A 24,413-nucleotide genomic window follows, 5' to 3' on the forward strand; every position below is an offset into this window, starting at 1 on the left:
TGCTGGGCCATGGGCGTTGCAGCTGACAACGCCCATGGCCCAGCATAAATAAAAGTTTTTGCGCCGCTTTTTTCAAAAAGCGGCCGCTTTCTAACTCTGCTGGTACATCACCCTGAGCACGGCCAACCAGTTCTCCCGGTCGTCGCGCAATTCGCCTTCATCGTTGGTGTGCAGGTGTTCCAGCGTTACCGCATCCTCGACATTGCCGCCGATGAGGCTGAGCGTGTCCGGCCCCCCTGCGGTGACGATGCCGCAATGCGCGGGAAAGATGTAGCGGGTCGGCAGGTCTGCAAAAGTGAGGTCGCGCGCCGGGCCGCGCCCGAAGCACACCAGATCGCCCAGGCGCGGCGCGTAGGTCGCGGGGTTTTCCGCGATCAGCAGCGGATCGCGGATCTCGCCTTGGGCGGCGCGCGCCGCGTAATTGATATAGGTGGCGTGGTTCGGTGAGTAGGGAAACGCAACCCCTGCGCCGGCGACGCGCATGACATAGGAAATAAACGCCGCCGACCAGGCATAGTCGCCGTTGGCCGAGAGCGGGAACACGCGGCCCTTTTCGTCGTGCTTGCCGGTCCAGCCCGCCTCCGGCACGCCTGTATTCATGCCTTCCCACCAATACTCGCCGACACGCTCCCACAGGCCGGGCTGGTGTTCCCCCATGGTCGCCTCGGTCGGCACATAGCCGGCATCGTTATTGTCATCCACGCGCATGCCCCAGAGGCGCCATTCATCGGTGGCGATGGCGATGGCGGCGTTGCGCGAGAACGGTTCATAGGGCACGCGGGCGAAAGGCGGGGCGTGCGCATCTGGCGCTGCGCAACCGCCCAGCGCCAGCAGAGCCAACAGGCTTTTACGCCAGGTCGTGGAACATCTCGCGCAACGCGGTCTCGTTCGCGGCGCACAATCCCCGCTCGGTGATCAGGCCGGATACAAGCCGTGCCGGTGTCACATCGAAGGCCGGGTTCGCCGCCGGGCTGTCCTTCGGCACCACGCGGATCGTGGCGATCGACCCATCCAGCGCGCGGCCGGTCATGGTGGTCACCTCGGTCGCGGCACGTTCCTCGATGGGAATGTCCGAAAGCCCGTCAGCGATCGTCCAGTCGATGGTGGAAGAGGGCAGGGCGACCCAGAACGGCACGCCGTTATCGCGCGCCGCCAGCGCTTTCAGATAGGTGCCGATCTTGTTGGCGACGTCGCCGTTACGGGTCACGCGATCAGTGCCGACGATCACCAGGTCGACATCGCCGCGCTGCATCATATGGCCGCCGGCATTGTCGGAGATCACCGTGTGTTTCACGCCATGTTTGCCGAGTTCCCAGGCCGTCAGCGAGGCGCCCTGGTTGCGTGGCCGCGTTTCCTCAACCCAGACATGAATGTCGATGCCGGCATCATGGGCCATATAGATCGGCGCGAGTGCGGTGCCCCAGTCGACGGTGGCGATCCAGCCGGCATTGCAATGCGTCAGCACGTTCACCGTTTTCGTCGCGGCGCGGGCTTCGATCAACGGCAGGCCATGCCGGCCGATCGCCTGGTTGGTGGCGACATCTTCATCGCAGATCAGTGCGGCTTCCACATAGGCGGCGGCGGCGCGCGCGCTGCCGCCGAGCGGCTGCAGCTTGGCTGCCATACGTGCGAGCGCCCAGCGCAGGTTGATCGCGGTGGGCCGCGTCGCGCCGAGCACGGTGACCGCCTGGGCCAGTGCGGCATCGGAACTGTCGGCGCGCATCGCCAGCGCCACACCATAGGCCGCCGAAGCGCCGATCAGCGGTGCGCCGCGCACCAGCATCGCCTTGATCGCGTGCGCCACGGACTCCATCGTCGTCAGCCGCACGATGTCGATCGCCCAGGGCAGCTTGGTCTGGTCGATGATGCGGACCGACCAATGATCTGTTTCATCCACCCAGATCGAGCGGTAGGGGGTGCCGTCAATTTTCATCGCAAACAATCCTATAGTTTCTGGTGTAGCGCACAGACCAAAGTGAATAAGCGCCGTGCGGTGGCAAAATCAATCACCACCTTGCCTTCCAGCCGCGCGATCATCAGCTCCGCGCCCTCGTTGTGCAGGCCGCGTCGCCCCATATCGATCGCCTGGATCTTCGCTTCGCGCCCTTCCGCCACCGCGCCGGCATAGGATTCCAGAAGCATCTGGTAGTCCTTGATCAACATCTTGAAGGGGCCCAGCGCCAGCATCACGGCGATCACCGGCGTGTCCTCGGCGTCGCGGATATCAAAGACCAGCCTTCCTTCATGCAGGGAGAGATGCAGGATGCTTTGCAGGTCCTGCCGGCTCGTGGGAAAGAACTGGTTCTCCGCTTGCAGGTCCATCACCGCCTGCGCGCGGTCCGCCGCTTGCGTCGGGGAAATGCGGTGCAGTGGTTCACCTTCGAGTACAATGCGCGTCAGTCGCCCGGTCGTTTCATCCATTGGGAACCTCTCGCTTCAGGCCAAGCTTGAGCAGGATGCCGATGATCGCGCCCTTGGCCAGGCGCAAGGCGATCATGCAGGCGGCGGCTAATGCCAGCAGCAGAACCCCAGCCGTGAGGAGGCCCGGCTGATAATATCCTTTGAAGAAAAGCACGACAAACAGAGCCACAAAATGCAGCACCACCAGCATGGCGACATAAGGCGGCGCGTCGTCCGCCGGCATGTCGCCCAAAGGTGCTGCGCAGTGAAGGCAGGTTTTATGAACCTTGAGATAGCCATCGAAAATCGGCGCCGCACCGCACTGCGGACAGCGCCCGCACAAGCCACGCCAGATCGTGACCGGCCAGTCGGGCATGAGCCGTTCCGGCTGAGGGGCGGCCTGGGGAGGCGGCCAGCGTTCGAACTCCGGGTCCTCTGCGGGCGGTTGGTTCATGGTGATATTAGTCACCGCAATCCCGCCCAGTTCAACTTATTTTCTGCCGGCCGACGAAAGCCGTTGTGACGCAGGGCGTCGGTGCAAAGTTTTGCGTGTCGCGGTTGTCGATTTCATTGCACGTCAGAAACACGATTTTGCCGTCCGTTATGCGCTTTCGACCGCGGGAGAATCGTTTCGACGTGATTTTTTCGCATATGACGAAAAAAAAATGATAGAATTGACGTGTTTGATGATGCTTTTTGTTGACAGCGCACAAAGAGGAGCGGAATAGCGAATCTTGCGTGCGTTGCGCGATTCGCGCCGCAACCGAGTCGACATTGTATCGGTCAAGAGGCCCCGCACGCGAACGAGAAGGACGGTCCAGTGACCGTGCGAACAACGTCCCGCGTCGGATGCCAATGAACCGATTTCCAACACCTCTAGCGAAGGAGCAAACCCTCGTGACCGCAGACGACACCACCAAAACAACCGCGCAGCCTCTGGCTATGCGGGCGACGGCGAAGAAGACCGCCGTGAAGAAACCGGCAGCCAAGAAGGCCGCTGTGAAGAAGCCGGCCGTTAAGAAAGCTGCTGTGAAGAAAGCTGCCGTGAAGACCACGGCCGCGAAGAAAGCCGCGCCGAAGAAGGCGGCCGTCGCGAAGAAGACCGCGACCGTGAAGAAGACCGCTGCGGCGAAGAAGCCCGTTGCGAAGAAGGCCGCCGCCGTGAAGAAGCCGGTGGCCAAGAAGACCGCCGCGGCGAAGAAGCCGGTTGCGAAGAAGACCGCGACCGCCAAGAAGGTCGCCGCCGTGAAGAAGCCGGTGGCCAAGAAGACCGCTGCCGTCGCGAAGAAGACCGCGACCGTGAAGAAGACGGCGACCGTCAAGAAGACCGCCGTGGCGAAGAAGCCGGTTGCGAAGAAGACCGCCGTGGCGAAGAAGCCGGTTGCGAAGAAGACCGCGACCGCCAGGAAGGTCGCCGCCGTGAAGAAGCCGGTGGCCAAGAAGACCGCTGCCGCCGCGAAGAGGACCACGACCGTGAAGAAGACGGCCGTGGCGAAGAAGCCGGTCGCCAAAAAAGTGGCAGCGCCGAAGAAGGCCGTTGCCGCCAGGAAGCAAGCTGCCAAGCCGGCGGTGAAGAAGGCCGTGACGCGGAAGCCGCGCGCGGTGAAGATGCCGGAGCCGATCGCCCCGGCCATGGAAGCCACCGAATCGACGGCGATGACCACCGCCGCTGAGCCGACCATCAACTAAGGCGACGACGACCTCGTGCCGAAAAAAATGCAGGGGCTTGCCCCTGCATTTTTTGTTTCGGGGCCACTATCCCAGTAAAGGAAGTAGCCGCTTTTTGAAAAAAGCGGCGCAAAAACTTTTGTTATGCTGGGGTATGGGCGTTGTCGGCGACATCGCCTCAGGCCCAGATTAACAAAGTTTTTTTGCTACTTTTTGTTCACAAAAAGTAGTCTTTCCTTGTGCTTTCGGGATCAGCGCGGCGCGGTTTGCGCCATCCAGTCTTCGATCAGCCGCCGGGCGATGGAATCATGCCGCGGCAGGTTGAAGCCGAGGTCGCGATGGTTCTCGAGCTCCTCGCGCGTGTACCAGCGTGCATCCCGCATCTCATCGGTTTCGAGCACGATCTCCTCGGTCAGCGCCTCGGCGTGGTAGCCGAGCATCAACGAAGCGGGGAATGGCCAGGGCTGGCTGGAGTGATACGACACCGCACCAACCCGCACGCCCACTTCCTCGAAGACCTCGCGCCGCACGGAATCCTCCAGGCTTTCGCCCGGTTCCACGAAGCCGGCGAGGGTCGAATACATGTTCCGCTCGATCGGGAATTTATGCGACTGGCCGAGCAGCACGCGCTTGCCTTTGGTCACCAGCATGATCACCGCCGGATCGCTGCGCGGAAAATGCTCGGTGCCTTGGGCGGTGCATTTCAGCACATAGCCGCCGCGTACGGGCACGGTCGGTGCGCCGCAATGGGCGCAGAATTTTGTCTGCGCGCGCCAATGCAGCATGGCGCGCGCCGTCGCCAGAATCGTCGCGTCGTCGGTCGGCAGCAGGGCGGTCAGGCTGCGCATGTCGGTGAAGGCGAAGCTGGTCCCATACAGGATATGAGGATCATCAAGCGCTGACAGATCCGCGGCAAAAACCGGATTCTGGTCCTGCAAGCCGAGGAACACCCAGGGGGCGTCGAGCTCAGGACGGGAAACCAAGGCCGCTTTCGGCGCGTCGCCGGCCGCGATCAACGCATGGCCGCGCCAGAACAGCACGAAACGGCTGCTTGGATCGCGTAACGCGGATTGCACCCAGGCCTCGTCGCTACGCCGGTGCGCGGCACGGTCGAGTGTGCCTCCGGTATAGGCGTTAGGCTGGCTGGGCGTGATCCGTTGCATCGGCGAACAATTGGCAGGACCCGTGACGCGATGCAACCTTGCAGGATTGCGCAGAACAGGGGATAATCATCTCGGGAGGTCGGCATCGGACATGCGCCTCGCCAACCCGGTCAGGGCCGGAAGGCAGCAGCCGCAACGAGTTTCCGTATGGGTCGTTGTCCGGTCTCCCACCCCAAAGCAAAGGTTCTTGAGCCGCGCATGGCTGGTTTGTTTGAAGATGAATCGGCGCCGCCGGCTGTCGGGGCTTCGTTGTTCGGCGATGAGCCGGAAGCACCGAAGGCCGTCGCCTATCGCGTCCTCGCCCGCAAATACCGCCCGCAGACATTCGACGATCTGATCGGCCAGGAGGCGCTGGTGCGCACCCTGCGCAACGCCTTCGCCATGAACCGCATCGCCCATGCCTTCATGCTCACCGGCGTGCGCGGCGTCGGCAAGACCACCACGGCCCGCATCCTTGCCCGCGCGCTCAACTGCACCGGGCCGGACGGGCAGGGCGGTCCCACCCCCGATCCGTGCGGTGTGTGCGAGAACTGCATCGCCATCCTCGCCGACCGGCATCCCGACGTGGTGGAGATGGACGCCGCCTCCAATACCGGCGTTGAGGATGTGCGAGAGATCATCGAGGCGACGCGCTTCCGCCCGCTTTCGGCGCGGATGAAGATTTTCATCATCGACGAAGTGCACATGCTCTCGCGCAACGCTTTCAATGCGCTGCTGAAGACGCTGGAGGAACCGCCGCCGCATATCAAATTCGTGCTGGCGACGACGGAAATCCGCAAAGTGCCAGTCACCGTGCTGTCGCGCTGCCAGCGCTTCGATCTGCGCCGCGTCGCGGTCGCCGAACTGGCCGCGCATTTCACCCGCATCGCGCAGCGCGAACAGGTCGCCATCGCCGCCGGCGCGATCGAGCACATTGCCCGCGCCGCCGACGGCTCGGTGCGCGACGGTCTTTCGCTCCTTGATCAGGCGATTGCCCGCGGCACGGAGGATGACAGCGAAATCTCCGCCGAAATGGTCGCGGACATGCTGGGTCTCGCCGACTGCTCCTATGTGTTCGACCTGATGGAGGCGGTGGTGGCGGGTGATGCCGCCAAGGCGCTCACCATCGCCGATGGCGCTTATGAGCGCGGCGCAGATCTCGGCGTGCTGCTCGCCGATCTGCTCGGCCTCGCACATCTGCTCACGCGCATGAAATCAGTGCCGGGCTTAAGCGCCAGCACCACCTTGCCGGAGGCCGAGCGCACGCGCGGTGCGGCACTCGCCGGCATGCTGAGCATCCCCTTCCTCGGCCGGCTGTGGCAGATGCTGCTCAAGGGCGTGCAGGAGGTCGAGGCCGCCCCCGACCGCCGCGCCGCGGCGGAAATGATTCTCATCCGCCTTTGCCACGTGGCCGACATGCCGCCACCCGGTGAGCTGCTCCGCCGCATCACCGAGGGGGGCGGCATTTCCGGCCCTGCTCCTGCGTCAGCGCCGCCTGGGGGCGGTGGGGGCGCGCGTGCGGTGGCGAATGGGAACGGGGCCATGATGGCTGCGGCGGCAGCACCACGCGCCATCACGTTCAACGATGTCGTGGCGCTGGCTTCGGCCCGGCGGGATGCGATACTATATGCGCATCTGCGCCAGTCGGTGCATCTGGTGCGTTTCGCGCCGCCGGTGATCGAGATGCGGCTGGAGCCGCACGCGCCGCGCGACCTCGCGCAAAAACTCGCCGCGTTGCTTGAGGCGGAGACCAACCGGCGCTGGACCATCGCTTTATCTAACGCGCCAGGGGCGCCGACCCTCGACGAGGCGGAAGGTGCCGCCGCCGGTGCGGCGCTGCAATCGGCCATTGACCATCCGCTGGTGAAGGCGATCCTGGAGACTTTCCCGGGGGCGAAAATTGAGGCACAGGCGCCGGCGCTCGACGACGAACCGGACTTGCCGGCAGATTGGGCGGCCCTGACGCCGCCGGACGAACTCTACGAAGGAGATGACGAATGAAGAATATCGCCGGGCTGATGAAGCAGGCCCAACAGATGCAGCAGAAAATGACCGAGATGCAGGCCAAGCTGGACGCTGCCGAGGTCGTGGGCGTGTCCGGCGCCGGGCTGGTGCAGGTCACGCTGAGCGGCAAGGGCGCGATGAAGCGCATCAAGGTCGATCCGAAGCTCGCCGATCCCGCGGAAATCGACATGTTGGAGGATCTTATCCTCGCCGCGCATGCCGATGCCAAAGGCAAGATCGACGAACTGACGGACGCCGAAATGAAGAGCGCCACGGGCGGCATGAGCCTGCCGGCGGGGCTGAAGCTGCCGTTCTAGAGCATGATTGCTTTACATCAATCATGCTCTAGCCTTGTTTACACGAGCGATTGCATGGCTCAATCGAATCGCTGCGCGATTCGATTTCAAGCTATATCGCTCTAGAGCATGGGTGGGCCCGAACTCGAGCGGCTGATCGCTCTGTTCGGCAAGCTGCCGGGGCTTGGCCCCCGCAGTGCCCGCCGAATTGTGCTCAAATTGCTGCGCGAGCGCGAGACGCGGCTGCTGCCGCTGGCCGAGGCGCTCCGCGCGGCGGCCGAGACCGTGCGCACCTGCTCGGTCTGCGGCAATCTCGATACGTCCGATCCCTGCACGATCTGCGCAGCACCCGACCGTGAGCCGAAAATCTGCGTGGTCGAGAGCGTGGCCGATTTGTGGGCGCTGGAACGGGCGCTGATTTATCGCGGCGCCTATCATGTGCTGGGCGGTTCGCTCTCGGCCTTGGCGGGGCGCGGGCCGGAAGATCTTGCCATCGCCTCGCTCCTGGCGCGGCTGCGCGAGGCTCCGCCCGCAGAAATAATTCTGGCGCTGCCCGCGACCGTTGAGGGGGCCGCCACCGGCCATTATTTGGTGGAAAAACTCAAGCCGCTCGGGATTCCGGTCTCGCGCCTGGCCCAGGGCGTGCCGATGGGCGGCGCGCTGGAAGTGCTGGACGAGGGAACCCTCGCCACCGCCTTGGCCGCGCGCCGGTCGGCTTAGAGCGAAGGAAAGGCTACTTTTTGTGAACAAAAAGTAGCAAAAAAACTTTATGATGCTGGGCCATGGGCGTTGGCGCTGACACCGCCCATGGCCCAGCATAACAAAAAGTTTTGCGCCGCTTTTTTAAAAGCGGCCGCTTTCTTCTCCTTAAATGCCCATGCGGTCGCGAAAGCGATAGTACCAGGAGCCCAGCACTGTGAGTGGCACACGCAGAGCCTTGCCGCCGGGGAAGGGGTAATAGGGCAGGTCCGCGAAGACATCGAGGCGTGACGCCGTGCCAGCAACCGCCTCGCCCAGCAATTTGCCCAACAGATGTGTCGTGGTCACGCCATGGCCGCTATCCCCATGGCTGAAATACACGCTGGGCGACAGCCGCCCGATTTGCGGAAAGCGCGTCAAAGTGAGGGCGAAATTGCCGCTCCAGGCGTAATCGATTTTCAGTCCCTCGAGCGCCGGAAAGGTTTTACGCATCAGCGGCAGGATTTTTTTGCGGATGCTGGCGGGGTCCTGTCCGCCATAGACGATGCCGCCGCCATAGAGGATTCGCCCATCCGCGCTGCGCCGAAAATAATCCAGCACGTAATTGCAGTCTTCGACGCAGACGTTGGAGGGCAGCAGCGTTTCCGCCAGCTGGCCAAGCGGCTCGGTGGCCAGCACCTGGGTCGAGACCGGCATGATCTTGCCGCCGAGCTCCGGCAGCAGGTCGCCGATATAGGCATTGCCGCAGACCAGCACGTATTTGCTCCGCACCTCGCCCTGAGTTGTCCGGACCACCGGTGCAGGCTCGGCTTCCACCTCGATCACCCGGCTGTTCTCGAAAATCCGTCCGCCTTGCGACTCGACCGCCGCCGCTTCGCCCTGCACCAGGTTGAGCGGGTGCAGATGGCCGCCCAGCGGGTCCAGTAAGCCGCCGACATAGCGCGCGCTGGCCACGTGAGGCGCCAGCCCGGAGCGGTCCAGCAGCACCAGCCCGGAATGCCCGTGCGCGGCCCAGACGCGCTGTTCGCGCTCCAGCCATTGCATCTGCCGGGGCGACAGGGCGACCAGTAGTCCGCCAGGGATGAGGTCGCAGGCGATCGCGTATTTTTCCACCCGTTCCCGGATGATGTTTGCGCCTTCCAGCGCCATGGCGCCGATCGCGCGTCCGGCTTGTTCACCATAACGCGCGGCGATCACGTCCAGCGGGCGGGAATAGCCGTTGATGATCTGCCCGCCATTGCGCCCCGAGGCGCCGAAGCCGACGCGCACGGCTTCCAGGACGATGACGGAAAAGCCCCGCTCGGCCAGCTCGAGCGCTGCGGAAATGCCGGTGAACCCGGCGCCGATGATGCATACATCAGCCTGTTCCGCCCCGCGCAGCGCGGGGCGCGCATCCCTGCGGTGCGCCGTGGCGGCATAATAGGAGGCGACATGGCCGCTGGTGGGGCCGCTTTCAGTCATGAGCGGCCCGCCAGCAGCGCCACACCGAGCAGCGCGCAGACAATGGTGATGCTGATCACCATCAGCCGGATACGGTAGGAAGCCGCGCGGGCCTGGCGCAGCACTTCGGCGCGCATATTCGCTTCCGCCACCGCCACCCGTGCGGCGAGAGGTCCTGTTCCATTGACGACCAGCGCCGCGGTATCGGCGTCCACGTCATCGGGCAGGCGGTTGATCGCCGCCTGCTGCGCCGCCGGAGTCGGTGCCGCCAGCACTGCCTGCAAGGCCGCGCGCTGGTGCATCTCATCCACCACAGGTGCTGGAATCGAAAAACTGGCGAAGGTGCCGATCAGCCCCGGCATCAGAAAACAGACGAGCAGAAAGCCGACGCGGGACGGTGAGATGCTCATGAGTCCGAAACGTTTACCGGATCGGCGCAGGGAAAGGGAAGGGAAGTCCTACTTTTTGTGAACAAAAAGTAGCAAAAAAACTTTATGAATCTGGTCATGGGCTGTGTCGCCGACAACGCCCATTGCCCAGCATAACAAAAATTTTTGCGCCGCTTTTTTTAAAAAGCGGCCGCTTTCTTTGCTTACGACATCTCTTCGCGGATATCGCGCCATTCTTCCGTGAAGGGTTTCTTGCGGAAGGTCGCCCAGAAGAAATTCATTGAGTAGCGGATGCCGATGGTGAACACGCCTTCGCCGACCAGCCGCCGGCCGGACGACTCGGCGGGCAGGCGGAAGGTAAATTTGACGCCGCCGACCTTGGAGAGCCGCCGGGCCATGTCCGTGTCCTCGCCGTAAAAGGAGAAGCGCAAGTCGGGGTTGCCGAGCTTCAGCATCGCGTCGCGCTTCACGACGAAATTCCCGCCTTGCAGCATCGAGCCGACATTCAGCACGAAGCGGTTGAACAGATACATCGTGAAGGCCAACCGGTAATAGGCGCCGACCACCACGTTCACCCGGTTCGGCACGCCGTAATAGATATAGGGGCCCGACAGGCCGACCAGCTTGGGGCCGCGCTCGAACTGGCGCAGAACCTCGGTCAACCAGCCCGGCGGGATGACCGTGTCGGCGTCGATATTGGCGATCAACTCGCCCGTGGAGGCCCCGAATCCGGTCCAGCGCGCCTGCACCAGGCCTTTGCGCGGCTCATCCACCACCACCACGCCCTCGACCGCCACGGCGACCTCGCGGGTGCGGTCGGTGCTGGCATTGTTCACCACGATGATTTCGGCGTCCTGCCCCAGCACCTGGCCTGCCCGCTCGATCTCGTCGCGGATGGCGGTGAGAGAACGGCTCAGAAGAGCCTGTTCATTATAGGCAGGCACGACGAAACTGATCTTCATAATTTCTCTGCTCCGTGGTGAATCGACGGCATTCGCCGCCGAAATGGTTTTCAACAGGGGAATGGCAATGAAGGCGAATGACCTTTTAATGACATCGAAATCGGCCATCCGCAGGTTGACATTGCCGCCTCCGCCCGGCATATCGCGCCAACTGTTAAACATTTTACCCGAGAGCTTGTGATGAAAATCCGTAACTCCCTGAAGTCCGCGAAAGCTCGCGACAAGAATTGCCGCGTTGTGCGTCGCCATGGGCGGGTCTACGTCATCAATAAGAAGAACCCGCGGATGAAAGCCCGTCAAGGCTAATCCCGCATTTCTGGATAGATCTTTAGGAAAACCCGGCTTCGGCCGGGTTTTTTGCGTTTTAAGAAAGGAAGTTGCCGCTTTTTGAAAAAAGCGGCGCAAAAACTTCTTTTATGCTGGGCCTGGGGCGGTGTCGGCGACAACGCCCAAGACCCAGATTAATAAAGTTTTTTTGCTACTTTTTGTTCACAAAAAGTAGCCTTTCCCCTTTGCTTGCGACGCCGGTTCCAAGATCAAGGCAGCCTTCATGACCTGAACTGCCCCGCAGCACTTGCCAAGTGCACAATAATGCCGAGATTGTCCCGAAGGCCAGACTAACGAATCCGGCTTGAGGAGGACTTGAATATGAGACAACCAGATCCCAAGGCCGAAATTTTAGCCCACCGTGCCGAATTGGTAGCGGGACTCCGGCATATCCTGCCCGAGCGGGCGGTGATCCAGGACAAAATTTCGCTCAAACCCTATGAAACCGACGGCCTGTCCGCCTATCGCCAGACTCCGCTCGCGGTGGTGTTGCCGGAGACCGAGGCGCAGGTCGTGGCGGTCATGAAATTCTGTGCGGCGCACGGCGTGCGGGTGATCCCGCGCGGCGCGGGGACCTCGCTGTCCGGCGGGGCGCTGCCGCTGGCCGACGCGGTGGTGGTCGGCATGATGCGCATGAACAGCATTCTTGAGATCAACTATGCTGACCGTTACGCTGTGGTGCAGCCCGGCGTGACCAATATCGGCATCACCAACGCGGTCGCCGATGAAGGGTTTTTCTACGCGCCCGATCCGTCCAGCCAGCTTGCCTGCATGATCGGCGGCAATGTCGGCATGAATTCCGGCGGCGCGCATTGCCTGAAATATGGCGTCACCGCGAACAACCTGCTCGGCCTGCGACTCGTCACGATCGAGGGGGAGGTGCTGGAGATCGGCGGCCGGCATTGCGATGCCGCAGGTTATGACTGGCTGGGGCTGATCACCGGCGCCGAGGGCCAGCTCGGCATCCTCACCGAGGTGACCGTGCGGATCCTGCGTTCGCCCGAGGGGGCGCGCGCCATGCTGGTCGGATTCGCGACGAATGAGATTGCCGGCCAATGCGTGGACGCGATCATCTCGTCGGGCATCATCCCCGTGGCGCTGGAGTTCATGGACCGGCCGGCGATCCATGCGTGCGAGGCGTTCGCCCATGCCGGCTACCCGCTGGAGGCCGAGGCGCTGCTGATCATCGAGGTTGAGGGCTCGGAGGACGAGCAGACCGCGATGCTGGGGCGCATCCGCGAGATCTGCGAGAAGTTTAATCCGGTTTCGATGCGCGTCTCGGAAACGGCGGAGGAATCGGCGGCGATCTGGAAGGGGCGCAAGGGCGCGTTCGGCGCGATCGGACGCATCTCGCCGGATTATCTCTGCATGGACGGCACCATCCCGACCAGCCGCCTGCCGGAAGTGCTGCGGCGCATCGCCGAGATCAGTGCGGGCTATCAGCTCAAGGTCGCGAATATTTTTCACGCCGGCGACGGTAACCTGCACCCGTTGATCATGTTCGACGCCAACGACCCGGAGAGTTTCGCCCGGGCCGAGGCGTGCGGCGCGGATATTTTGACCCTGTGCGTCGAGGTGGGCGGCTGCCTGACCGGCGAGCATGGTGTCGGCATCGAGAAACGGGATTTGATGACCAAGCAATTCACCAAGCCGGAACTGGACCAGATGCGGCGGATCAAGAGCGCGTTCGACCCTGACTGGCTGCTCAACCCCGCGAAAGTGTTCCCGCTATGATGACGCCGCAGACGGAAGCTGAACTTGCCGCCGTGGTGCGGGACGCCGCGGCTCCGCTGCTGATCCAGGGCAACGGCACCAAGAACGCCATGCTGCGCCCGGTGCAGGCGGCGGAAACGCTGAGCACGGCGGCGCTGAGCGGCATCACCCTGTACGCCCCGAATGAGCTGGTGATGAGTGCCCGCGCCGGCACGCCTCTGGCCGAGATCGAGGCGACGCTCCAGGCGCATGGCCAGCAGATGATCGCCGAACCGTCGCATCTGTTTGGTGAGAAGCAGACGATCGGCGGTGTGGTCGGCGCCAATATTTCCGGGCCAAGGCGGATCAATGGCGGGGCGATGCGCGACCATGTGCTTGGTGTGCGTCTCGTTAACGGCAGCGGCGAGATTCTGAACTTTGGCGGCCGGGTGCTGAAGAACGTCACCGGGCTGGACGTGCCGAAGCTGGTCACGGGGAGTTTCGGGACGTTGGCGGTGATGACGGAGATCACCTTCAAGGTCCTGCCGCGCTCTGAGGCCACCGGCACCGTGGTGTTGGACGGGCTCGACGCCAAGGCGGCGGTCGCCGCACTCAGCGCCGGCCTCGGCTCGCCGTTTTCCGTCACCGGTGCTGCGTATTTGCCGGCGGCGCGACAAGCGCTGCTGCGCATCGAGGATTTTGAATCTTCCGTTAGCTATCGCTGTCGGGCGCTGGCAACCCAGCTCGGTGGCGCAAAAATTCTCGGCACCGAGGAGAGCCAGGATCTTTGGCGCGACATTCGCGACTGTAAAATGCTGCCGCCGGGCGACGCGCTGTGGCGTGTTTCTGCGCCGCCTTCGGCAGGGCCGGGCGTGCTGGATGCCGTCGCTGCTTATGGGGTTAGCGGGTTTCTGGACTGGGGCGGCGGGCTCATCTGGCTCTCGGGTCCGGCGGACCAGACCACCCATGAGGCGGTCTGCGCCGCGGCGCGCGCCGCACATGGTGTGTGGTGGCTGATGCGGGCCCCGGAATCGCTGCGCGCCGCGGTCGAGGTGCTGCCGCCGGAAAGCCCCGCTTTGGCGGCGCTGCGCCGCCGTGTGCAGCAGAGCTTTGATCCGCGCGGTATTTTTAACCCTCTGAAATTGCAGGCTGCCTAACGATGCAAACCAGTTTTACCGAGCTCCAGCTCGCCGACCCGGAGACCAAGGTCGCCAACGACATCCTGCGCACCTGCGTGCATTGCGGCCTATGCACGGCGACATGCCCGACTTTCGTGACTCTCGGCGACGAGCTGGATTCGCCGCGCGGGCGCATCTACCTGATCAAGGACATGCTGGAGAACAACCGCCCTGCGGCCGAGGAGGAGGTGCTGCACATCGACCGCTGCCTCTCCTGCCTGTCTTGCATGACGACCTGTCCCTCCGGCGTGAACTACATGCACCTGATCGATCATGCCCGCGTGCATGTGGAAAAAACCTATAAGCGGAAGCTGACCGACCGTTTGCTGCGCGCCGTTCTGGCGCGCGTTCTGCCTTATCCTGCGCGCCTGCGCACGGCGCTGCGCTTGGCGCGGCTGGGCCGGAAGTTGGAATTTCTGGTCGCGGGTGACAGCATGTTTGCGCAGCGCCTGCGCGCCATGCTGAAACTGGCGCGGGCGCAGGACACCAAGCTGCAGCGGCTGGAAGGCACGGTGCATCGGGCGGTGGGCGCGCGGAAGGGGCGGGTTGCCTTGCTCGCCGGCTGTGCGCAGCAGGCGATCGGCCCGTCGATCAACGAGGCCACCATCGCTTTGCTCAACCGGCTCGGCATCGAGGTCATCATCCCCGCCGCCTCCGGCTGTTGCGGTGCTCTGGTGCACCATATGGGCCGGCATGAGGAGGCGCTTGCCGCGGCGCGGCGCAATGTCGCGGCCTGGACGGGGGAAATGAAGCAGGACGGGCTGGACGCGGTGATCGTCAACACCTCCGGCTGCGGCACGGTGCTGAAGGATTACGGGTTTTTGCTCCGCAACGATCCCATGGCCGCCGACGCCGCGCAAATTTCGGCACTGAGCATGGATATTTCCGAATATCTTCTAAAAATTTATGAGCCCTCCCGGGCCGCGCCGAATTTGACCGTCGCTTATCAGGCGGCGTGCTCGTTGCAGCACGGCCAGCAGATCACCACGGCCCCGAAAACCCTGCTGCGCAAGGCCGGGTTCACGGTGGTGGAGCCGAAGGACCCGCATCTCTGCTGCGGCTCGGCCGGCACCTATAACATCATGCAGCCGGAAATCGCCGCGCGCTTGCGGCGCCGCAAGCTTGATACGTTGAAGGCGAAAGCCCCGGATGTGATCGCCGGGGGCAATATCGGCTGCCTGACCCAGCTCTCCGGCGACGGCGTGCCGACCGTGCATATGGTCGAGCTGCTGAACTGGATGGCCGGCGGCGAGAAGCCGGCTTCCCTGCTCAGGTAACGGAAGGCTTTCTTTTTGTGAACAAAATGAATTCTTCTGTTACTTTGGCCCGTGCCCTTCCAGCGCCACAGGCCCAAAGGAGCAAAAGTTTTTGCGCCGCTTTTTTCAAAAAGCGGCTACTTTCAGAGCCTTAGGAAGCCAGTCCGGAGCATAATTGATGCAGAGAGACTCCGGTTTTTCAATCAGGACGCGATCTGTGGTGAAGACATCCCTCTGTGCGTGCAAAAAAATTCATTGGCGTATCGCCTGTGGATAGTTTAAAAATGTAACAAATTCAGGTTTTGTCGTGAAGATGACGGAGAATTTTGTGTGGGTGCTTTAACGATTTGTTAGAAGTATTTGTGCGGAAACGCTTGTGTAGGGGTTTGGCACCGAACAAACTCACGCAGGAAAAACTGAAAAATCATTGATTCGTTAGGGGTGTTTCGTTTTTGAGCGGTTGCTTTGGTGCCGAAAGATCGACTGTCCGAAAGATGGATCGGAGGAAGAATCGTTTCGATAACTGTGCGTTTTTAGAAAAGGTGCGGTGCATAAATAAAAATCTGAAACAACACGGCACATAAAGTTTACAGGGAGTTTTACAGAGCGCCGCCGGCATGCTTTGGGCGGTTGGCCGAAAGAACAGGGGGGTTATATTCAGGCGCTTGGCAAAGGCGATGTCAGAACTGGGGGGCGGTGGTTTTTCAGCCATTCGCAACCACTGACCGTGCGGTTTCGGCGGGCTTTGAAAGGCCTGAAGAGTTTTGCTCTTCGCCTGCATATTCCTGAGGATTTCGCCGAGCGCCTGCGCCTCGAACAGGCGAAGGATTTCAGCCGCATCATCATCGCGATCTCGCTGCTCGGCCTGTCCACGACCTGCCTGTTGTTTTTGGAGTTCCAGAACGAACCTCATGTGCTGCTGCATGGTGCGCTCATGCTGGCGGTCGTATTATGCTATCTTGCGTTGATCGCCCGGGCGCGGAGCTGGCTGTTGTGCCGCGATCCCACCGGCGCGGACGCCTCCCTCTATATCGGGCGCATGATGCGGCTCAGCGCGCTCCTCGGTGCTTTGTGGTCGATCCTTCTGATCTTGTTATTGCGCCACGAGAGCGGCAGTCAGCTGGCGCTGCTTTACGGCGTCATGGTCGGCTGTCTGGTGACGCCGGCGATGATGTCGCCCCTTTCCTGCGCGGTCGCCTATTGGCTGCCGATTTCGGTCGGTACCGTGCTGGCACTGATCGCGGCGCCGCACCCGCAAATTTTGACGCTGCTTGCCTTGCTGTCTTTCATCGCGCTGACAGGGGGTTGTATCGTTTTTATTAACCAGCGCCTGAATGAACGCGTGATCGGTACGATCCGGCTGGAAGAGAATGCCGAACTGATCAAGCTGCTGCTGCGGGATTTCGAGGAGAGCTCCAGCGACTGGCTGTGGGAGACCAACGCGAAGATGGAGCTGCAGCGCGTCAGCCCGCGTCTGGCGCAGGTTGTCCAGCGCCCGGCCGCGAGCCTTTCGGGCCACTTTCCGGACGCGCTGCTCGGTGAGGTCATGGACTCCGCGTGCCACCCCGATGCGCAGGTCGAGCGGCTGCGGCGGGTCCTCGAGGAGCGTTTGCCGTTTCGTGATCTGGTCGTTCCGGCTGTGATCGCCGGCGAGGAACGTTACTGGTCGCTAACCGGCAAGCCAATCTTCGACAAATTCGGCCGCTTCGCCGGTTATCGTGGGGTCGGTTCCGACATCACGGGGCAACGGCGGCAGCAGGAGCAGATCGCCTTTCTCGCCCGGCATGATGGCCTGACCAAGCTGGCCAACCGGGTGTTGTTCAACGAGGTGCTGCACCATGCCTGCGAGACGGTCGCCGAAGCCGGGGTGGCGTTGCTTTGCCTCGATCTCGACCAGTTCAAGGCCGTGAACGACACGCTTGGCCATGCCACCGGGGATGCGGTGCTGGTCGCGGTCGCCGAGCGGCTGCGTGGCTGTCTGCGCGAGCGGGACGTTGCCTGCCGCCTGGGCGGCGATGAGTTCGCCATTATCGTCATGTCCGACGACGTCACGGAAATCGGCGCGGTCGCGGCGCGCATCGTCGAACGCGTTTCGCGCCCGTACCAGTTCGACGGGCAGCTGGTGCAGATCGGTACCAGCATCGGCATTTCGCGGGCGCCGCAGGATGGCGGTGATGCCGATGCACTGATAAAAGCCGCCGATCTCGCGCTCTATCGTGCGAAGACCGACGGTCGTGGCCTCTGGCGCTTCTATGACCTGGGCATGGACGAGCGGCTGCGCGAGCGGCGGGCGCTGCAAGCCGCACTCGCTCAAGCGTTGCCGCGTGGCGAGTTCGTGCTCGAATACCAGCCGATCGTCGATCTGACCGATCTGCGCATCCTCGGCGCCGAGGCGTTGCTGCGCTGGCGTCACCCCGAGCGCGGTCTGCTGGCGCCGGACCAGTTTATCGCCATCGCCGAGGAAGCCGGATTGATCGGTCCGATCGGCGAATGGGTGATGCAACAGGCCTGCCTGGAAGCGGCGCGCTGGCCCGAGCATATCCGCATCGCCGTCAACCTCTCGCCGCTCCAGTTCCGTACTGCCGGGCTGGTCGAGACGATTTTGCAGGCCTTGCACAATGCGGGGGTGAATCCTAGGCGCCTGGAGTTGGAGATCACCGAGACGGCGATGCTGGAGACCAGCAAACAGACCACGGAGGCGCTTTGGGACCTGCATGGAAAAGGTGTGCACATCGCCCTCGACGATTTTGGCACGGGCTACTCCTCGCTCAGTTATTTGCAGCGCTTTCCCTTCGATAAGATCAAGATCGACCGTTCCTTCATCCGCGATCTCGGCCACGAGAAGGGTGACAGCTTGATCATCCTCGCCATTATCGGCTTGGCCGAGCGCTTGAACATGATCGCCACGGCCGAGGGGGTGGAGACCAGCGAGCAGGCGCTGCTGCTGACCTCCTATGGCTGCGCTCAGGCGCAGGGGCATCTGTTCCACCGTGCGCTGCCGCCGGAAACATTCGCCGAGGCCGTGGCGGCGGACATGCGGATCTATGACTGGCAGGATGCCGGGTTCCAGCTAAACGCGTGAAATCGCTCGCCATGCCGGCTTTCTAGGGTAGAAGAAAGCAGCCGCTTTTAAAAAAGCGGCGCAAAAATTTTTACGGCTCTGGGCCAGGGGCCGTGTCTGCGACAACGCCCATGGCCCAGCATTAATAAAGTTTTTGCTACTTTTTGTTCACAAAAAGTAGCCTTCCCTTCGCTTCCCTTAGGCTGTTTTTGCCCTGGCCTGTTGCGGGGGAAACCGCTTATTAGCCGTCCATGACGAAGCCACTGACGCAGCCCATCCTATCCAATGCCGCCGGGGCCAGCCCCGCCATGGCGCAATGGTTCGCCATCAAGGCACGACATGAAGACGCCTTGCTGTTTTTCCGCATGGGCGATTTCTATGAGCTGTTCTTCGCTGACGCGCAGGCGGCGGCGGCGGCGCTGGACATTGCGCTGACCGCCCGTGGCCAGCACCAGGGCAGCCCGGTGCCGATGTGCGGTGTGCCGGTCGGGCAGGCGGAGATGTATCTGGCGCGGCTGATCCGTCGCGGCTTTCGCGTCGCCATCGTCGAGCAGATGGAGGATCCGGCGGCGGCCAAGGCGCGTGGGGCGAAAGGGCCGTTGGCGCGCGACGTGGTGCGGCTGGTGACCCCCGGCACGCTGACGGAAGAGAGTTTGCTGGAAGCAGGGCGGGCCAATTTTCTGCTCGCGGTGATCGCGGACGGAACCGCGCTCGGCCTGGCCTGGGCGGATATTTCCACGGGATTGTTCGAAACCCAGGCGGTGGACGTGCCCAACCTCGCCGCGGTGCTCGGCCGCCTCGACCCGGCGGAAATTCTCGCATCTGAGGATCTTGAGCTGGGCGGCTTTGCGGCGCGTCGTGTGTCCACGCTGCGCCTGGCCATGCAGATGCCGGCCACTGCCGCCGCGGCACGGCGCGAGGTCGCGGAAAAATTCGGCGCCGCCAGCCTTGATGCGTTCGGCACTTTCACCGATGTCGAGGCGCTCGCCGCCGCCCAGGTGCTGGCTTATATTACCGCCACGCAGATGGGCGCCATGCCGCGTCTCTCCCGCCCGGCTTCGGCCGGGGCCACCGGCCAGCTGGCGATGGACGCGGCGACCCGCGCCAGCCTGGAGATTTTGGGCAGCCGGGGCGGCGCCGAGGGGGGCAGTCTAATGGCTGCCGTCAAGCGCACGGTTTCCGCGGCCGGCGCGCGGCTTCTGGCCGCCTGGCTGGCCGCCCCGCTCACCGAACTCGCCCCTTTGCAGGAGCGCCAGTCAGCCTGGCTGGCGCTGCGGGACAGCGCTCAGGCCGAGCCGTTGCGCGGCGTGCTGCGCGGCGCGCCGGACATGGCGCGCGCGCTCAGCCGCATCGCCCTCGGCCGCGCCGGGCCGCGCGACCTCGCCGCCATTGCCGCCGGGCTTGGTGTCGCTCGCCAGGCGGCGCCGCTTTTGCCGTCCGGGGCGAAGCTGCTGGAGGCCGCCCGTACGTCCCTCGATCCGGCGCCGGAGCTGGAAGCGACGCTGGTCGCCGCCCTCGCCGAACCGGCGCCGCTCAGGCTGGATGATGACGGTGTTATCGCGGCGGGGTTCGACCCCGAGCTGGATGCCGAGCGGCGGCTGCGCGACGATACGCGCCAGGTGATCGCCGGCTTCCAGACCGAACTCGCGCAGCGCTACGGCGTCGCCTCCCTGAAAATCCGTCACCATGCGCAGCTCGGCTATGTGATCGAGGTGCCGAACGCCGCCACCGAAAAACTGCGGGAAAACCCCGAACTGATCCTGCGCCAGGGCATGGCGAACGGCGCGCGCTTCACCCATCCGGAACTCTCCACCTTGGATCAGCGTATCGCCGAGGCGGCGGCGCGGGCGGCAGCGCGGGAGAAAATCGTTTTTGCCTGGCTGGTCCGCCAAGTGCTGGCCCATGTCGAGGCTCTGGCCGCCTGTGCCGACGCCTTGGGCGCGCTGGACGTGCTGCAATCGGCGGCGATGCTGGCCGCCAGCCAGCTTTATTGTTGCCCTGAGCTCACCGGAGAAGAAGAGTTTTTCATCAAATCCGGGAGGCATCCGGTGGTGGAAGCGGCCTTGCCGCCCGGGACCGGATTCATCCCCAATCATTGCGACCTGTCCGCCGGCCAGCGGCTGATGCTGCTGACCGGCCCGAATATGGCGGGAAAATCCACCTTCCTGCGGCAGAACGCGCTGCTGGTGATCCTCGCCCAGGCTGGGCTGCCGGTGCCGGCGGAGGAGATGCGGCTGGGGCTCGTGGACCGGCTGTTCTCGCGTGTAGGTGCTGCCGACGATCTGGCCTCAGGCCGCTCCACTTTCATGGTGGAAATGATCGAAACCGCCGCCATCCTGCATCAGGCCGGACCCAAAAGCTTTGTCATCGTCGATGAGATCGGCCGCGGCACCGGCACGCGGGACGGTCTGGCCATCGCCCAGGCGGTGTTGGAGACGCTGCACAACGGCAATCGCTGCCGCGCCATATTTGCTACACATTTCCATGAGTTATTTCAGCTGGCCGAGGCGTTGCCACGGCTCACGCCGCATACGATGCGGGTGAAGGAGTTTCGCGGCGAGGTGGTGTTCATGCACGAAGTGGTCCCAGGTGCGGCGCAGCGGAGTTGGGGCGTGCATGTCGCGCGCCTGGCCGGGGTACCGGAAAATGTCGCCAAACGCGCGGAAACCCTTCTCAAGGCGGCCGAACGCACGGCCCCGACGCCGGCGCCTTTGCCGTTGTTTGCCGCAGCACCGGCGCAACCCGATGAGCGCGAGGCGTTCCTGGCCGAACTTGAGCAGCTTGATCCCGACCAGATGAGCCCGCGCGTCGCACTTGAGGCGCTCTACGCGCTGCGCCGCCGGTTCGTACTGCGCGTGGCCGGTGAGGGGGATTGAGCCGCACGCGTTTCGCTGCAAGAAATATCGACCCAGCCTGAACCTCACCGCGTTTCCAACTTCAGCAAGATTGATCTACCTTGTCGCAAATGCCATCAGCTGAGAAACCGCCTGAAATCGCCGCAGCCCTGGTCGCTTTGATGCCGGAGGGGAATCCGCTGCCACGCGATGAGGCGCTCGCCGCCTTCCGCCGGCAGCTGGGGCGGATCCAGACCCATGTGCAGCAGCGCTTCGAACGAGACGGGCTGAACGGCCTGGCGGCCGCGCGGCTGCATGCGGGGCTGATGGATGAGCTGGTCAGCGCGTTGTTCGGCTATGCGCTCGCCATGGCCCCCATCGCCGCGACAGACCGGCTCGCGGTGGCCGCGACCGGCGGCTATGGCCGCGCCACGCTGGCGCCGTTTTCCGATATCGATCTGTTGTTCCTGACAGGCGGCGAAGGCAGCCCGAGCGTCGCGCGCGCGGTCGAGTTCATTCTCTATTTCCTCTGGGACCTGGGCTTGAAGGTCGGGCATGCCACGCGCTCGATCCCCGATTGCCTGCGCGAGGCGAAGCTCGACGTCACCATCCGCACCTCGCTGCTCGACGCACGCTGCCTGAGTGGCGACCGCGCGCTGTTCGCCGATTTCCACAAGGCGTTCCGGGCCGGTTGCGCCGCCGACGGGCCGGCCGAATACATTGCCGCGAAACAGGCGGAACGCGCCGCGCGGCATCGCCGCTTCGGCGAGACGCCGTTCATGGTCGAGCCGAATGTGAAGGAAGGCAAGGGCGGCTTACGCGACCTGCAGACGCTCTACTGGCTGTCGCGCTATGTCTTCAACACCTTTGCGATGAGCGAGCTGGTCGGCAAGGACGCGCCGGGCGGCGGCATCCTCACCGAGACCGAGGCCCGCGCCTGCAAGCGCGCCTGGGAATATCTGTGGACCGTGCGGATTCATCTGCATTACGTCGCCGGCCGCGCCGAGGAGCGGCTGACCTTCGACCTGCAGCCGGTGGTCGGCGCGCGCATGGGCTATACGCGGCACGGCAGGCAGGATGGCGTGGAACGCTTCATGCGCCATTATTTCCTGGTCGTGCGCGAGGTGGCGCGCGTCACCGGCGTGCTCGAGCCGGCTTTGACGCGCGCGGCCCTGGGCCCGCCGGCGATCGTCGCCACCGCCGATGCGGCGCTGTTGCAGGCCGGCTTCGTGCTGGCGGACGGCAAGATCCTGTTCGCGCCGGGGCGTGAGCCGGAAACCGACCCGACGGCGATTTTCCGCATTCTCATCAGCGCCCGCGACCGCGGGCTGGAGCTGCACCCGCTGGCCTTGCGCATGCTGATCCGCTCGGCGCCGCTCGGCGCGGAACTGCGCGGTGACAAAAAGGCGGCTTCGTTGTTTCTCAATCTGCTCTGCGGCGGCGACGAGGCGCGCGGCGATGAGCCGACCTGTGATTCCGCGCGATGGATGACGCTGCTGAACGAAACCGGCGTGCTCGGCCGCTATATGCCGGACTGGCGCCGCATCGTCGGGCAGATGCAGTTCGATACCTATCATGTCTACACGGTCGACGTGCACTCGGTGCAGGCGGTCAAGGTGCTGAACACGATCGAAGCCGGTGACCTCGCGGAAGTGGCGCCGGTGGCGAGCGACCTGATGGAGCAGGTGCAGTCTCGCCGCGCGCTCTACGCCGCGGTGCTGCTGCACGATATCGCCAAGGGGCGCGGCGGCGATCATTCCGAACTCGGCGCGGAAATCGCGCTCTCGGTCTGTCCGGCGCTGGGCCTTAACCCCGAGGAGACGGAAATGGTCTCCTGGCTGATCCTGCATCATCTGCTGCTGAGCCAGACCGCGTTCTCCCGCGATATCGACGACCCGAAAACAATTCTCGACCTCGCCGACACCATCCAGTCGCCAGAGCGGCTGCGCCTGTTGCTGATCCTCACCGTGTCCGACATCCGCGCGGTTAGCCCGAAAGTTTGGAACGGCTGGAAGGCGACGCTGCTGCGCGAATTATACGCGCGCGTTGCCGAGGTGCTGGAAGGTGGGCTCTCCACCACCGAGCGCGACACGCGCATCGCCCGGGTGAAGGACGTGGTGGCGACGTTGCTGGAAGACTGGCCGGCCGACGCGCGCGAGGAGTTTCTGTCGCTCGGTTATCCCAGCTATTGGCTGGGCTTCGACCCCGAAAGCATCGAGCGGCATGCCCGCATGATCCGCGACGCCAGGCTGCGCGACGCACCGCTGACCGTGAACGCCGAGCCGCTGCCGGCCCGCGCCGTGACCGAGGTGGTGATCTATACCGCCGACCATGGGGGGCTGTTCAGCCGGATCGCCGGCGCGCTGGCCATTGCCGGAGCCTCGATCGTCGATGCGCGCATCCACACGCTGACCGACGGCATGGCGCTGGATACGTTCTGGATCCAGGACGCCGCCGGTGGCCCGTATGATGCGCCGCATCGCCTGGCCCGGCTTTCCGCCCTGATCGAACAGACGCTCTCCGGCCGCCTGAAGCTCGACAGCGAGATCCAAAAAGCCACCAACAGCCTGATCCCGGGTCGGATGCGCGCCATCCATGTGCCGCCGCGCGTGGTGGTGGATAACCGAGCCTCGAACCGCCACACCGTCATCGAGGTCAACGGCCGTGACCGGCCCGGCCTGCTGCACGACGTGACGGCGGCGATTTCCTCGGAAGGGCTGCAGATCGCCTCGGCTCATGTCACCACTTACGGCGTGCGGGCGGTGGACGTGTTCTATGTAAAGGACGTGTTCGGCATGAAGGTGGAGAACGAACGCAAGCTCTACCAGCTGCGCGCGGCGCTGCTGAAAGCGTTGACGCCGACCGCCGAAGACCAGCCGCCCCAGGCCGCAGCTCCGCGCATTATCGTAGCTTGAAGAAAAGGGAAGGCTACTTTTTGTGGGGCTTGTTGAGATTCATCGTGAATTGATGACGGCTGAGGCGAGATAGACCATTGCTTTGAAGCTTTGGTCTGTTTTGTCGCTTCGCATGGCGATGCGCTTGAACTCCTTGAGTTTGGCGAAGAA

General features: G+C 63.6%; 19 protein-coding genes and 1 other RNA gene. 12 read left to right on the top strand and 8 right to left on the bottom strand.

Translation table 11 applies throughout. From position 1 onward, the window contains the following. Positions 1-90: 90 nt before the first annotated feature. Genes VGG47_RS02345 through VGG47_RS02360 form a run of 4 tightly spaced genes read right to left on the bottom strand, consistent with a single transcriptional unit; the run spans position 91 to position 2,869 of the window. Positions 91-840 carry a DUF2272 domain-containing protein gene (locus VGG47_RS02345; protein WP_331535256.1) on the bottom strand — a complete coding sequence of 250 codons (750 nt, stop codon included), beginning with the start codon at positions 838-840 and terminating at the stop codon, positions 91-93. A gap of 7 nt (positions 841-847) precedes the next feature. Continuing rightward, positions 848-1,933: an S-methyl-5-thioribose-1-phosphate isomerase gene (gene mtnA / locus VGG47_RS02350; protein ID WP_331535257.1), complete on the bottom strand. Its 1,086-nt coding sequence runs from the start codon at positions 1,931-1,933 to the stop codon at positions 848-850. A gap of 11 nt (positions 1,934-1,944) precedes the next feature. Beyond that, a complete protein-coding gene (locus VGG47_RS02355; RefSeq protein ID WP_331535258.1) occupies positions 1,945-2,421 on the bottom strand; it encodes a UPF0262 family protein in 477 nt (158 codons plus the stop codon). Next, positions 2,414-2,869 (bottom strand): DUF983 domain-containing protein, encoded by a 456-nt coding sequence (locus tag VGG47_RS02360; RefSeq protein ID WP_331535259.1) that lies wholly within the window; start codon positions 2,867-2,869, stop codon positions 2,414-2,416. Before VGG47_RS02360 ends, VGG47_RS02355 begins: the two co-directional genes overlap by 8 nt. A 428-nt stretch (positions 2,870-3,297) precedes the next feature. On the opposite strand from VGG47_RS02360, the gene VGG47_RS02365 reads away from it, so the two are divergent. Next, positions 3,298-4,089, top strand: coding sequence for a hypothetical protein (locus tag VGG47_RS02365; RefSeq protein WP_331535260.1), 792 nt, complete (start codon positions 3,298-3,300; stop codon positions 4,087-4,089). Between the two features lie 230 nt (positions 4,090-4,319). On the opposite strand, the gene nudC is transcribed toward VGG47_RS02365, so the two are convergent. Next, positions 4,320-5,231 carry an NAD(+) diphosphatase gene (nudC, locus tag VGG47_RS02370; RefSeq protein ID WP_331535261.1) on the bottom strand — a complete coding sequence of 304 codons (912 nt, stop codon included), beginning with the start codon at positions 5,229-5,231 and terminating at the stop codon, positions 4,320-4,322. Between the two features lie 74 nt (positions 5,232-5,305). On the opposite strand from nudC, the gene ffs reads away from it, so the two are divergent. The 4 genes from ffs to recR all read left to right on the top strand — a co-directional run bounded on the left by ffs (position 5,306) and on the right by recR (position 8,230). Further along, positions 5,306-5,402, top strand: an RNA gene (gene ffs / locus VGG47_RS02375) — signal recognition particle sRNA small type. A 27-nt stretch (positions 5,403-5,429) separates the two neighbouring features. After that, entirely contained in the window at positions 5,430-7,211 is a 1,782-nt protein-coding gene (locus tag VGG47_RS02380) for a DNA polymerase III subunit gamma/tau (RefSeq protein ID WP_331535262.1), read from the top strand. Continuing rightward, positions 7,208-7,531, top strand: coding sequence for a YbaB/EbfC family nucleoid-associated protein (locus tag VGG47_RS02385; protein ID WP_331535263.1), 324 nt, complete (start codon positions 7,208-7,210; stop codon positions 7,529-7,531). Before VGG47_RS02380 ends, VGG47_RS02385 begins: the two co-directional genes overlap by 4 nt. A gap of 108 nt (positions 7,532-7,639) precedes the next feature. After that, entirely contained in the window at positions 7,640-8,230 is a 591-nt protein-coding gene (recR, locus tag VGG47_RS02390; RefSeq protein WP_331535264.1) for a recombination mediator RecR, read from the top strand. A 147-nt stretch (positions 8,231-8,377) separates the two neighbouring features. On the opposite strand, the gene VGG47_RS02395 is transcribed toward recR, so the two are convergent. The 3 genes from VGG47_RS02395 to VGG47_RS02405 all read right to left on the bottom strand — a co-directional run bounded on the left by VGG47_RS02395 (position 8,378) and on the right by VGG47_RS02405 (position 11,000). Then, positions 8,378-9,670, bottom strand: a complete 1,293-nt coding sequence (locus VGG47_RS02395; protein WP_331535265.1) for an NAD(P)/FAD-dependent oxidoreductase — start codon at positions 9,668-9,670, stop codon at positions 8,378-8,380. Further along, positions 9,667-10,059: a hypothetical protein gene (locus VGG47_RS02400; RefSeq protein WP_331535266.1), complete on the bottom strand. Its 393-nt coding sequence runs from the start codon at positions 10,057-10,059 to the stop codon at positions 9,667-9,669. The genes VGG47_RS02395 and VGG47_RS02400 overlap by 4 nt, the downstream gene beginning before the upstream one ends. Positions 10,060-10,241: 182 nt before the next feature. After that, positions 10,242-11,000, bottom strand: a complete 759-nt coding sequence (locus tag VGG47_RS02405) for a glycosyltransferase family 2 protein (protein ID WP_331535267.1) — start codon at positions 10,998-11,000, stop codon at positions 10,242-10,244. A gap of 180 nt (positions 11,001-11,180) precedes the next feature. On the opposite strand from VGG47_RS02405, the gene ykgO reads away from it, so the two are divergent. From ykgO to VGG47_RS02440, 7 genes are all read left to right on the top strand, one after another. Beyond that, positions 11,181-11,306, top strand: a complete 126-nt coding sequence (ykgO, locus tag VGG47_RS02410; protein ID WP_325395060.1) for a type B 50S ribosomal protein L36 — start codon at positions 11,181-11,183, stop codon at positions 11,304-11,306. Positions 11,307-11,648: 342 nt separating this feature from the next. Next, positions 11,649-13,061: an FAD-linked oxidase C-terminal domain-containing protein gene (locus VGG47_RS02415; RefSeq protein WP_331535268.1), complete on the top strand. Its 1,413-nt coding sequence runs from the start codon at positions 11,649-11,651 to the stop codon at positions 13,059-13,061. Beyond that, on the top strand, positions 13,058-14,176 hold the full coding sequence (gene glcE / locus VGG47_RS02420; RefSeq protein WP_331535269.1) for a glycolate oxidase subunit GlcE: 1,119 nt from the start codon (positions 13,058-13,060) through the stop codon (positions 14,174-14,176). The genes VGG47_RS02415 and glcE overlap by 4 nt, the downstream gene beginning before the upstream one ends. A gap of 2 nt (positions 14,177-14,178) precedes the next feature. Continuing rightward, positions 14,179-15,474 carry a glycolate oxidase subunit GlcF gene (gene glcF / locus VGG47_RS02425; protein ID WP_331535270.1) on the top strand — a complete coding sequence of 432 codons (1,296 nt, stop codon included), beginning with the start codon at positions 14,179-14,181 and terminating at the stop codon, positions 15,472-15,474. 724 nt (positions 15,475-16,198) lie between these two features. Continuing rightward, on the top strand, positions 16,199-18,535 hold the full coding sequence (locus VGG47_RS02430; RefSeq protein ID WP_331535271.1) for a putative bifunctional diguanylate cyclase/phosphodiesterase: 2,337 nt from the start codon (positions 16,199-16,201) through the stop codon (positions 18,533-18,535). 230 nt (positions 18,536-18,765) lie between these two features. After that, positions 18,766-21,390, top strand: coding sequence for a DNA mismatch repair protein MutS (mutS, locus tag VGG47_RS02435; protein WP_331535272.1), 2,625 nt, complete (start codon positions 18,766-18,768; stop codon positions 21,388-21,390). Positions 21,391-21,479: 89 nt separating this feature from the next. Continuing rightward, entirely contained in the window at positions 21,480-24,263 is a 2,784-nt protein-coding gene (locus VGG47_RS02440) for a [protein-PII] uridylyltransferase (protein WP_408841366.1), read from the top strand. Positions 24,264-24,413: the final 150 nt, after the last annotated feature.

The sequence above is a fragment of the Acidocella sp. genome, assembly GCF_036489515.1.
Classification (GTDB): domain Bacteria; phylum Pseudomonadota; class Alphaproteobacteria; order Acetobacterales; family Acetobacteraceae; genus Acidocella.

Excerpts from the sequence above, each read along its gene's own strand:
- VGG47_RS02440 (WP_408841366.1), top strand. The coding sequence starts at position 21,480 with ATGCCATCAGCTGAGAAACCGCCTGAAATCGCCGCAGCCCTGGTCGCT.
- VGG47_RS02405 (WP_331535267.1), bottom strand. The coding sequence starts at position 11,000 with ATGAAGATCAGTTTCGTCGTGCCTGCCTATAATGAACAGGCTCTTCTG.
- glcE (WP_331535269.1), top strand. The coding sequence starts at position 13,058 with ATGATGACGCCGCAGACGGAAGCTGAACTTGCCGCCGTGGTGCGGGAC.
- nudC (WP_331535261.1), bottom strand. The coding sequence starts at position 5,231 with ATGCAACGGATCACGCCCAGCCAGCCTAACGCCTATACCGGAGGCACA.
- VGG47_RS02395 (WP_331535265.1), bottom strand. The coding sequence starts at position 9,670 with ATGACTGAAAGCGGCCCCACCAGCGGCCATGTCGCCTCCTATTATGCC.
- glcF (WP_331535270.1), top strand. The coding sequence starts at position 14,179 with ATGCAAACCAGTTTTACCGAGCTCCAGCTCGCCGACCCGGAGACCAAG.
- mutS (WP_331535272.1), top strand. The coding sequence starts at position 18,766 with ATGACGAAGCCACTGACGCAGCCCATCCTATCCAATGCCGCCGGGGCC.
- mtnA (WP_331535257.1), bottom strand. The coding sequence starts at position 1,933 with ATGAAAATTGACGGCACCCCCTACCGCTCGATCTGGGTGGATGAAACA.
- ykgO (WP_325395060.1), top strand. The coding sequence starts at position 11,181 with ATGAAAATCCGTAACTCCCTGAAGTCCGCGAAAGCTCGCGACAAGAAT.
- VGG47_RS02380 (WP_331535262.1), top strand. The coding sequence starts at position 5,430 with ATGGCTGGTTTGTTTGAAGATGAATCGGCGCCGCCGGCTGTCGGGGCT.
- recR (WP_331535264.1), top strand. The coding sequence starts at position 7,640 with ATGGGTGGGCCCGAACTCGAGCGGCTGATCGCTCTGTTCGGCAAGCTG.
- VGG47_RS02355 (WP_331535258.1), bottom strand. The coding sequence starts at position 2,421 with ATGGATGAAACGACCGGGCGACTGACGCGCATTGTACTCGAAGGTGAA.
- VGG47_RS02400 (WP_331535266.1), bottom strand. The coding sequence starts at position 10,059 with ATGAGCATCTCACCGTCCCGCGTCGGCTTTCTGCTCGTCTGTTTTCTG.
- VGG47_RS02385 (WP_331535263.1), top strand. The coding sequence starts at position 7,208 with ATGAAGAATATCGCCGGGCTGATGAAGCAGGCCCAACAGATGCAGCAG.
- VGG47_RS02415 (WP_331535268.1), top strand. The coding sequence starts at position 11,649 with ATGAGACAACCAGATCCCAAGGCCGAAATTTTAGCCCACCGTGCCGAA.